The organism is Carboxydothermus pertinax, from assembly GCF_001950255.1.
Lineage (GTDB): Bacteria > Bacillota > Z-2901 > Carboxydothermales > Carboxydothermaceae > Carboxydothermus > Carboxydothermus pertinax.
This window is the reverse complement of sequence record NZ_BDJK01000043.1, coordinates 25,198-35,254: the sequence shown is the minus strand read 5'-3', so window position 1 is coordinate 35,254 and position 10,057 is coordinate 25,198. Positions and strand designations below refer to the sequence as shown.

The following is a 10,057-nucleotide window of genomic DNA, read 5'->3' as shown; positions in this document are numbered from 1 at the left end:
ATTATACATAAATTATATCATAAATTTAGGGGCTATTGTTATTTTATTCTACATTTTCTATTTTTTATAATACTTTTTTCAGGGGTCTCGGATTTCCTCTGAAGTCAACGGACGTGGATAATTATACATCACCCCACCGGGCCGTTCGTTGTAATAGGGACGATTGCAGTCGGGACAACCACTGGTACGAAAAGCTTCCCCATCTTTAAATAGTTCTGCCATCTCTTCCCTCTTTAATCCAAAATTTACGACTTTGCCGTTTTTAAAGGTAAATTCTCTTATATCTTTTAGGTTGTTTTTCAGAAGATAGAAGGCCGCCTGAAGGCGGCGGTAGCTTTTAATATCTGGAGGAGTTTTATCTTCTAAACTCGTCCCGGGTATAGGGGTAAAGGCAAATAATGCTATGGTAATATTATGTTTTAAAAGGTCGGCCATAACTTTAAGCATTTCCTCTTCGGTCTCCCCGAGGCCAGCTATTAAGTGGGTACCTATTTTTCCGGGAAAGTTTGCTGCTAAGTCAATTAATTTTTGGTACAGTTCCTCATAATTTTTACCTTTAACTTTTTCATAAACCCTTTTAACGGCTCCATCCAAGGGAAGGCTTAGATGATCTGCTCCCGCTGCAAAAATTTGCCGGGCTTCTTTTTCATCCCGAACGTTGTACGAGACACATAGAGGTATTGTTGCTTTTTCTTTTAGTTTTTTGGTTTTTTCTAAAATTTCTTTAAAACTTTCCTTGGTGTGCACTACCTGAAAACAAGCCCTGCGGACTGAATTTGTTTGTCCCAAGGCTTTAAAAACTGATTCCTCTTCTATCTTAGGCCAGGTTACCCGGGACAATAGCTCTAAGTCAGCACTACTTGATCTTGCCTGGGAACAGAAAGCGCAATCGTGGAGACATTTCTCCCCTAACATAAAGTAAGCCGTAGTGGGAAGCGCTTCTACCTTCACTTTTTTTAGTTTTAACGCCGCCAACGTCCCAATTGATGCTCTCATAACACGCAGCACTCTCCCGCTTCCTCAATTTCAAAGCCAAGTTCCCGGGCTTTCTTTACTACCTCCGGATGAGGCTGCACAATTCGCGCAAAACCCAGCTCTAAAGCTTTTAAATCAACCTCTTCCCGGTATTTCCCTCCCGGCCGCATACAGCCTAAATATAAGGGAGTATCGGGAAAAAGTTTATGCGTAAATTCAAAAACTTCAGTTACCTTGGCAATTTCCGGTGGTTTTCGCTCGAAAAAGCCCGTATTGGGGGTAGGGCGGAAGATAATAAACACAATCGCCGGAGGATTAAATTCCCCAAGCGCTTTTATGGCCATAAATTCCCCTTTAATTTCCCCGCCCAAAAGGCCAATAGTTATATGGGGTAGCACCGGAACTTTCGCCTTTAATTTCCGGTAAGTGTTTAAATAATCTTCCCCGGTTTTATTTAAGTGATAAACTTTAGCGATCGTTTCGTCATCTACAACAAAATCAAAGGACACCGTATCTGCTATTTGGGCCAATAGGTCAATTTCCCGGTCGTCATCGATTAATCCCACATGAAAATTGTATTTTAAGTTTCCTTTTTGGTCGGCTAAAAATTCCGCATGTTTTAACCACGGAACTTTACCGTCTTTAGTGCAACCACCACTTATTAAAAGACTTTTAACCTTTTTTAAATTCGGTATTTTTTCTACAGGAAGCATACTTTTTAAATAATGACCCCCACAGTGGGCGCAGTTTAAAGCGCAGTGGGGGCCGGTAACCGTAACCGGTTTGGTTTTATGAGGATAAACAAAAGTTATTTTTGCCAATCTTTACTCCACCTCAAAATTGGATTTCGTGCTGCCCCCACCTCATCCAAACGGCCCACAGGAGTGACGTGGGGAGCTTCATGGAGAAGTTCTGGATTTTCCTCTACTTCCCGACTTATGGCAACCATTACCTCAATAAACCGGTCTAAAGTTTCCTTGGATTCCGTTTCTGTAGGCTCAATCATCAGCGCTTCGTCCACAATAAGCGGGAAGTAAATAGTTGGTGGATGAACACCATAGTCTAAAAGCCGTTTGGCGATGTCCAAGGTACGAACCCCTTTTTCCTTTTGCCACTTACCGGACAGGACAAACTCGTGCTTGCAGAGCCGGTCATAGGGCAGATAAAAATATTTTTTAAGCTTTTCTCTTAAATAGTTGGCGTTTAAAACAGCTTTTTGGCTGACATCGACAAGGCCTTCGCCACCTAAAGCTTTTAAGTAAGTATAAGCTTTAACCACTACCAGGAAATTGCCGTAGAAGGTTCTTACTTTGCCAATAGAATTGGGCAGGTTGTAATTAAAGTAGTACCTATCCCCTTCTTTCTCCACCACCGGAACCGGCAAAAACTCCGCTAAATGGGCTTTTACCCCTACCGGTCCGGATCCAGGCCCACCGCCGCCGTGCGGAGTGGAGAAAGTTTTATGGAGGTTAATGTGCATTACGTCAAAACCCATGTCTCCGGGCCGGGTAACCCCCAAGATAGCGTTTAAGTTTGCGCCATCGTAATACAAGAGGCCTCCTACATCATGCACCATTTTAGCAATTTTGACAATTTCTTCTTCAAACAACCCTAAAGTATTAGGGTTAGTGAGCATTAAAGCGGCAACGTCTTTATCCAAAACTTTCGCCAGCTCTTCGGGATCCACCAACCCCCGGTCATTGGATTTAATAGAAATCACATCAAAGCCGCACATGGCAGCCGTTGCCGGGTTAGTACCGTGGGCTGAGTCCGGAACTATTACTTTTGTCCGTTTTTCCCCTCTTTTCGCCAGGTAAGCTTTTATAATCATAATCCCGGTAAATTCCCCATGGGCGCCGGCTGCCGGCTGCAAGGTAAACCGATCCATACCAGTGATTTCTTTTAAGTATTGTTCGGTATCATATAATAACTCTAAAGCTCCCTGGGCCAACTCTTCCGGAACATAGGGATGAAGTTCCGCAAAGCCGGCAAGCCTTGAAGTATCTTCATTTATCTTGGGGTTATACTTCATGGTACAGCTTCCCAGGGGGTAAAAACCGTTATCCACGCCAAAATTCCGCCGGGATAAGCCCACATAATGACGGACAACATCCACTTCCGCAACTTCCGGGAGGTCCGGTTCGGTCTCTCTAAACATTCCTTCCGGTAAAAGTTTGGTAACATCTTTTGCTGGAACATCTAACTCTGGAAGCTCAAAACCGGTTCTTCCTTCTTTCGACAATTCAAAAATCAAAGGATAGCTTCCCATTACCGGTCACCTCCCATTACTTCTACCAATGTATCGATTTCTTCCCGGGTGCGTTTTTCAGTAACCGCAATCATTAAAGCTGGTGCTAATTCCGGGTAAAAACGGCTTATACCCGGCCCCGCCAAAATATGGTGTTTTAAAAGTTTTTGGGTAATTTCCTCTTCATTTTTAACTTTTACCACAAACTCTTTAAAGAATGGCCCGGTAAATAAAGGTTCATAGCCTTCGCCAATTAAACGTTCAAAAGCATAATGGGCTTTTTGTAAGCTTTGCAGGGCAATTTCTTTTAACCCCTTTTTTCCCACCGTTGCCAGATAAACGGTCGCTGCCAAAGCATTTAACGCCTGGTTACTGCAAATATTGGAAGTTGCCTTTTCCCGGCGGATGTGCTGTTCTCTGGCCTGCAGCGTTAAAACAAAGCCACGGTTGCCCTGGCGATCAGTAGTTAAACCTACCAACCGTCCAGGCATCCGGCGGGCTAAATCCTTCCGGGCGGCAAAAAAGCCAAGGTGCGGCCCCCCAAAGGCAAGACCATTACCTAAAGCCTGCCCATCACCCACCGCAATGTCTGCCCCGTATTCCGCCGGCGGTTTTAAAATCCCCAGGGAAATGGGGTCTACTGCTGCTACCAGCAGGCCTTTTTTAGCATGGATTAAACGACTTATTTCCTCCACTGGTTCTAATTGGCCAAAGAAGTTTGGCTGTTGTACCAAAACCGCAGCGGTTTTATCGTCAATAAGCTCTTCAAGTTTTTCTAAATCCACAGTGCCATTTTTCCGGGGCGCTTCTACTACGGTAATCCCCGGCCCCCAAGTGTAGGTTTTAACTACACTCCGGTATTCGGGATGGATAGTAGCTAAAACTAAAATTTTATCCCGCCGGGTTTGATTTACTGCCATCAGAGCAGCTTCAGCCAAAGCTGATCCGCCATCGTACATCGACGCATTGGTGATATCAAGCCCGGTTAGTTCGCAAATCATGGTTTGGTACTCAAAAATGGACTGTAATACCCCCTGGCTCATTTCTGCCTGATAGGGAGTATAGGCTGTATAAAACTCCGAGCGAAGTAAGATGTGATTTACCACCGAAGGTACATAATGGTCGTATACTCCTGCACCCAAGAAGGTTAGATATTTATCCGCAGAACCGTTTTGTGATGCTAGCTTTGCTAAGTGCTTTTTAACTTCAAGTTCTGACATCCCGGAAGGAAGATTTAAGGGCCTTTTAAGTTTAACCTCTTCCGGGATATCAGCAAACAAATCATCAATGGTATTTAAGCCAAGGCTACTTAACATTTCCCGGACTTCGTCCGGGGTATGGGGAGTATACTTCAAATTATTCGCCTTCCTCTTCTAAAAGTTTTTCGTAATCTTCGGGGGAGAGTAGTTCTTCCAATTCCGCTTCATTGGAAATTTCAACTTTAATCATCCACCCCTTACCATAGGGGTCTTCATTTACCAATTGAGGTGAATCAATAACTTCCTCATTTACTTCCAGTACTTTTCCGGAGACCGGAGCATATAAGTCGGAAGCAGCTTTTACCGACTCTACCACCCCAAAGGTGTCCCCAGCGGTAATTTCATCACCCACTCCAGGAAGCTCAATAAATACGATGTCTCCCAGTGATTTTTGGGCAAAATCAGTAATCCCTACAATACCAATATTGCCGTCTACCTTAATCCACTCATGCTCACGGCTGTACTTTAAATCCTTAGGCACATTACTCATGCTTATTTCCCCCTTTTGTAAAATGGTTTTGGAACTACCCGGGCACGAACGCCCTTCCCCCGAATGATTACTTCCAACTCGGTACCAATTTCCGCCGCGTCGATATCAACCATGGCTAAAGCCAGGTTTTTCTTAAAATACGGCGCAAAGGTACCGGAGGTAACAAAACCTACTCCCCTTTGGTTAAATACTATTTCGTAGCCCTGGCGCGGAATTCCTGCTCCAATCATTTCCAAACCAACAATTTTTCTTTTAAGCCCTGCATTTTTTTGGGCAAGTAAAGCTTCTTTTCCCAGAAAATCTTCCTTGGTAAACTTAACGGCCCAACCAAGTCCCGCCTCAAGAGGCGTAATCTCGGCTGAAAGTTCATGGCCGTATAACGGAAGGCAGGCTTCAAACCTTAAAGTATCCCGGGCACCAAGCCCTGCTGGTTTTACCCCAAGACTTAATAGTTCATTCCAAATTTTTGCCGCGTGAATGGGGGTAAAATAAATTTCAAAGCCATCTTCGCCGGTATAGCCGGTGCGGCTTACCAAGCAGGGAATACCCGCTACCTCTATTTCCACAAAACCAAAATATTTAATCCGGTTTAAGTCAAAAGAAGTTAGTTTTTGCAAGACCTCCTGAGCCCGGGGACCCTGGAGAGCAATTTCCGCCGTTTGGTCCGATAAGTCGGTTACCGTTACATCTTCCCACTTATGTTCTATAATATAGGCAAAATCCTTATCTTTGTTGGAAGCATTCACTACCAATAAGTAATGGTCGTTGGAATACTTATAGGCCAATAAATCATCAACCGTCCCGCCGTTTGGATAACACATGGTAGTATAAATTACCTCACCAGGATTTAAGCGGGAAGCATCATTGGTAATCAAGTAGTTTACAAATTCTTCAGCCCTGCTACCCAAAATTTCAATTTCTCCCATATGGGACACATCAAACATCCCCACATCGGTACGAACAGCCATATGTTCTTCCAAGATACCGGTATACTGAACCGGCATTTCCCAGCCACCAAAGGGTACCATTTTGGCCCCAAGCTTTAAGTGCTCTTCAAAAAGCGGAGTTCTTTTTAAACTTTCCATCCCATCACCCTTTTTTCTTAGTTTTTGCAGCTTTTGTTTTTTAATCCAAAAAATAAAAAGACAGATAGCTAAAACCTAAACGCTTTAGCCTCTGTCCTTTGACCTGAGAGATTATTCTCCCCGTGGGTGCCCAGTCCTGGGACTCTCCAGAGCTTCGTCCAGCAACAGTCCTTTTGCCTGAGAGTTTCACCTTTAAAGCCAAGCAAAACTTTAAAGGCTTACTCCTTCGGCGCCCGAGTCCGGGTCTCTCCTGCTGCCTTCATCCGCCGTATTTAGTTTTCTGTATACATTTTATGATAAATTTCGCATTAATTCAACAATTTTTATATTTGTGAAAATTTTAATTTATAGAAAGCCTGGAAGGTTACCCTCAGGCTTCTTTAGCAATTAAAGCAGCCCCTAAAGCAGCGGTCACCGACGGTTCTGGTGGCACAACCACCTCAATTCCCAGTTCTCTTTGTAAAAAAAATCTTAGGGCTTTGTAGTTCGCCCCACCACCGGTAAATATTAATTTTCGGGGTTGGCCAAGGCTTGCGACAAATTTGGCAAGCCTTTTGGCTACTGTTTTAAATAACCCCGCTACTACTTCTCTTTTAGGAGTTCCACGGGCAAGCAACGAGATAACTTCAGATTCGGCAAAGACAGTGCACATGGAATTTATAGGAACTGCCTTAACTTCATTAACCAAAACCTCATCCTGGAATTCATCCCCAATTGCCGCTAAAATTACTTCTAAAAATCTGCCCGTTCCAGCAGCACATTTATCATTCATTAAAAAATTAACTACCCTTCCTTGACCATCCTTTTTAATTATTTTAGCATCCTGACCGCCTAAATCTAAGATAAATTCAACCTCGGGAAATAATTCATGGCAGCCCTTGGCCTGACAGGTTATTTCCGTTACAACTTTTCCCCGGTTAAAAGCCACCCGACCGTAACCGGTAACTACCAATCGTTGAATATCCTCTCCTGTCTCTCTTAAGATAGCCTCTCCGGCTTTCACCGGTTCAAATTTAGTGGGAATAATCTTAAAAAGAAGGCTTCCATCCTCTCTTATAATTACTAATTTCGTATTGGTAGAACCTAAATCTAATCCTGCAAACACTATTTTATCATCTCCAAAAAGGCTTCAATCCGGGTTTTTAACTGCCCCTGGTCTTCATCGGAAAAGTCGCTTTCTAACTTTAATACCGGAATGTTGCGATTCTCCAGCTCCCTGCTAACGAAGTAACTTTCCACTCCATAGGGTTGACAAAACTGCAAAGAATAGTGAATTACCCCGTCTACTTGTAATTTATTAGCCAGCCCTAAAAGGTCCTCTATACGGCCAGGGTTGGGGGTAAAGCAAGCACAATTTACCTTTAAAGATCTTGCTGCAATATTTTTTAACATTCCGTCCATGTCATCGGCTGGTTCTACTAAATCCTTAAAATACCTTTCCCCGGTACAAGTTTCCTCTCCCACTACCACTCCGCCGGCTCCTTCAATTAAGGCATGGATTTTCCAGTGGGGTATGGGCTGAGGGGTACCGGTAATTAAGATTCTCGGGGCATCTTTGGGAGCTACCCCTTCCCCCCGGGCAACCCTTTCTTCTAATTCGTCACAGAGTTCGTTTACCTTGGAAGCAAATCGTTCAGGGTCATCAAAAAAGGCCAATTGATTAATTAAAAGGACATCCAAGCCATGGATAGGAGCAGGGTTATGTTTTCTTAAATCCGAAAGCCTTTTTAAGGCTTGTCGTTTTTTGTTTATTTTTTCAATTCCTTCTCTTAAGTTTTCGGCATTTAATTTAACTCCAGTCGTTTCTTCCACAAATCGCACAAAATCTTTAATTTCAGCTTCCCAAAATTCTCGGTCTCGTGCTTCTTTTTTCTGGGGAAGTTCCATCACATGCACTGGAATATATTCATTTAAAATCTCCCAGGCTTTTTTCTTGCCATCACAAGTAGTTTCCCCTACTACACAATCCGCCACCTGGAAATATGGACAAATTCTCTCAATTTTAAAGCCCATTGCTGATTTAATAAGCGGACAAAGATTGCGGGGCAAGACCGTCTCCCCTGCCGGAATTGGATACTGCGCACCGGCGCAAAGGCCTATGCAAGCACTGCCGGTAGCATTAATAATTTCCTCCGGAACATAAACGCAAAAAGTCGCAAACACTTTTTTACCTGCATGTTTTAAGTTGTAAAGCTCGTGCACTCTAATTCCATGAATATCCCCTACTACCGCATCAAAGTAGTCCATTTTTTTAGGTCGATTGGGTCGATTTAAAAAAAGTTCGGTATAAACCCCCGGCACCGGAGCCAAAAATTCATCGTGTTTCTCCAAATCAACATTCAAAGTCTTCCACAGTTCTCGATTGTCCATAGCTCTCCTCCTTTTTTAAAGGGAGGAAGTGGGAATCGAACCAAACCCCCAAAATTGTCCATTGGATTTAAAGTCCTCCGGGGCAACCAGACCCTCCCCTCCCCAAAAGTTTATAATTTTTTTCACAATTAATCTTATATTAATTGTTTTTATTTGTAAAATTCCATTTTTTTATTTTTACTTCGCGTAAGTATTGCAAAATGGAATAAAAAAACCGGAAGACGTTCCTTCCGGCTAACCAACTTTTTTCTGGATTAAAGATTTATTTTTCTTTAAAATCGCTAAAGTCCTCAGCATTTCATTCCGCATGATAGTTAAACCTTCATCCACACCCATGCCAGGCTTTACTAAGAGCTGATCCGGCCCTGTAGCAAGGCCCACGTGAACCGAAACCTTAGCCGATATATCGGTTTCGTTGCAGCTGCCACCCAAATAGGCACCGATACCATTTCCCTTGGCATATAAAACCGCATCAATAATATCGTTTACCCCCCCTAAGTCCGGGGATTTAATTTGGACCATTAAACCTGCCCGCGCATCCACAAATTCTTTGATATCAGCAAGGTTGTTACACCATTCATCAGCTACAACAACTACTTTACTACCTAAGGAATAAAGCTTCTCTTGCAAATACCTTAACCCTTCAATTTGCCGTTCCTTTGAGCCAAGATCCACCGGTCCCTCCACTCTTAAAAGATGCGGATAAACCCTTTCTTCCAATCTCGCTAAGTATTCGGCTACCTGGTCTAAATTATCACTAAAGACAATTCCGAGGGTACCGTAAACGTCAAAATGAAATATCGGCAGGTAGTCAGGATCCCCTAAGACTTTTACCCGCTGTTTTAACCACAGGGCGTATTCGGTCAAATCTTTCCCTTCTGCACCGATTTTCGAGGGGTGATTAAATAAACCATGGGGTAAGACATCCACCCGTTTTAATATCATTTTATCAGCATTGGTATAGCGGTCGTCCCCCGATTGGGCAAAGAGCGGTACAGGATTTAATAAAAGCTTTAAGCCATATTCTTTAGCAATTACCTCCGCCATGGTAGAGTGGTTAATCTTTGCTACCGCATCTAACAACGCCTGGGTTAACCCGTAACGTAAGGCAGTGTGATATTTTTTTCCCTGTTTATCGGTAAGATTATCAAAATACCAAGCCGCTTCTTTAAAGCTAAGGAGGTTATAGCCAACTAACTTAGGCTTTATTTCCTCTTCCAAAACTCTTAAAAAATTGTCCGCTAAAAACACAGGATCCCGGCCGTCTACTCCGGAATACTGCACCGCAACGCAGTCTCCCACCGCAATTTCTCCGTTTTCTAAAAAAAGCATAATAGATACCGCTTCGCCACCCTGGCGTATCCTGGAAAAACCTGGGGTTAAAGGTTCGCCTTTATAAGTAAAGCCATCAGCTACGGCTCCGCTTTTAATTGCTTTTTGGTCATCAAAATAAAAACCAGAACTGCCTTTGACAAAAAGTACATCGTTAATCAGCATGACATCGACCCCATTTCTGTATTTTGTATACAGTATAATTTTATCCATATTTAATTTTTAATGCAAGCTACTTTTAAAGATTTTTAAAAATTAATGATTTTTATTTCTTCTTATACAAGGAATAAAAGATATA

General features: G+C 42.9%; 9 protein-coding genes and 2 riboswitches. All 9 genes read right to left on the bottom strand.

The annotated features are described in order from the left end of the window. Positions 1 to 78 precede the first annotated feature (78 nt). The gene (lipS2, locus tag cpu_RS09625) at positions 79 to 996 is read right to left on the bottom strand and encodes a LipS2 family lipoyl synthase (RefSeq protein WP_077177294.1); all 918 of its coding nucleotides are present in this window, start codon (positions 994 to 996) and stop codon (positions 79 to 81) included. Beyond that, on the bottom strand, positions 993 to 1,796 hold the full coding sequence (lipS1, locus tag cpu_RS09620; RefSeq protein ID WP_075859792.1) for a LipS1 family lipoyl synthase: 804 nt from the start codon (positions 1,794 to 1,796) through the stop codon (positions 993 to 995). The genes lipS2 and lipS1 overlap by 4 nt, the downstream gene beginning before the upstream one ends. Next, a complete protein-coding gene (gene gcvPB / locus cpu_RS09615) occupies positions 1,784 to 3,244 on the bottom strand; it encodes an aminomethyl-transferring glycine dehydrogenase subunit GcvPB (protein WP_075859791.1) in 1,461 nt (486 codons plus the stop codon). Before gcvPB ends, lipS1 begins: the two co-directional genes overlap by 13 nt. Continuing rightward, positions 3,244 to 4,578, bottom strand: coding sequence for an aminomethyl-transferring glycine dehydrogenase subunit GcvPA (gcvPA, locus tag cpu_RS09610; RefSeq protein WP_075859790.1), 1,335 nt, complete (start codon positions 4,576 to 4,578; stop codon positions 3,244 to 3,246). Before gcvPA ends, gcvPB begins: the two co-directional genes overlap by 1 nt. 1 nt (position 4,579) lies before the next feature. Further along, positions 4,580 to 4,972 (bottom strand): glycine cleavage system protein GcvH, encoded by a 393-nt coding sequence (gene gcvH / locus cpu_RS09605; protein ID WP_075859789.1) that lies wholly within the window; start codon positions 4,970 to 4,972, stop codon positions 4,580 to 4,582. 2 nt (positions 4,973 to 4,974) lie between these two features. Continuing rightward, a complete protein-coding gene (gcvT, locus tag cpu_RS09600; RefSeq protein WP_075859788.1) occupies positions 4,975 to 6,057 on the bottom strand; it encodes a glycine cleavage system aminomethyltransferase GcvT in 1,083 nt (360 codons plus the stop codon). Positions 6,058 to 6,146: 89 nt separating this feature from the next. Further along, a riboswitch (glycine riboswitch) is annotated at positions 6,147 to 6,209 on the bottom strand. A gap of 3 nt (positions 6,210 to 6,212) precedes the next feature. Next, positions 6,213 to 6,320: riboswitch (glycine riboswitch) on the bottom strand. Positions 6,321 to 6,427: 107 nt separating this feature from the next. Continuing rightward, positions 6,428 to 7,162: an acyl-CoA dehydratase activase gene (locus cpu_RS09595; protein ID WP_077177293.1), complete on the bottom strand. Its 735-nt coding sequence runs from the start codon at positions 7,160 to 7,162 to the stop codon at positions 6,428 to 6,430. Next, complete coding sequence (locus tag cpu_RS09590; RefSeq protein ID WP_075859786.1) at positions 7,162 to 8,427, bottom strand: double-cubane-cluster-containing anaerobic reductase; 1,266 nt, start codon at positions 8,425 to 8,427, stop codon at positions 7,162 to 7,164. The genes cpu_RS09595 and cpu_RS09590 overlap by 1 nt, the downstream gene beginning before the upstream one ends. A 234-nt stretch (positions 8,428 to 8,661) precedes the next feature. Next, on the bottom strand, positions 8,662 to 9,924 hold the full coding sequence (locus tag cpu_RS09585) for a methylaspartate ammonia-lyase (RefSeq protein ID WP_075859785.1): 1,263 nt from the start codon (positions 9,922 to 9,924) through the stop codon (positions 8,662 to 8,664). Positions 9,925 to 10,057: the final 133 nt, after the last annotated feature.

Coding starts and splice junctions, on each gene's coding strand:
- lipS2 (WP_077177294.1), bottom strand. CDS start 996: ATGAGAGCATCAATTGGGACGTTGGCGGCGTTAAAACTAAAAAAAGTG.
- gcvPB (WP_075859791.1), bottom strand. CDS start 3,244: ATGGGAAGCTATCCTTTGATTTTTGAATTGTCGAAAGAAGGAAGAACC.
- gcvH (WP_075859789.1), bottom strand. CDS start 4,972: ATGAGTAATGTGCCTAAGGATTTAAAGTACAGCCGTGAGCATGAGTGG.
- gcvT (WP_075859788.1), bottom strand. CDS start 6,057: ATGGAAAGTTTAAAAAGAACTCCGCTTTTTGAAGAGCACTTAAAGCTT.
- cpu_RS09590 (WP_075859786.1), bottom strand. CDS start 8,427: ATGGACAATCGAGAACTGTGGAAGACTTTGAATGTTGATTTGGAGAAA.
- cpu_RS09585 (WP_075859785.1), bottom strand. CDS start 9,924: ATGCTGATTAACGATGTACTTTTTGTCAAAGGCAGTTCTGGTTTTTAT.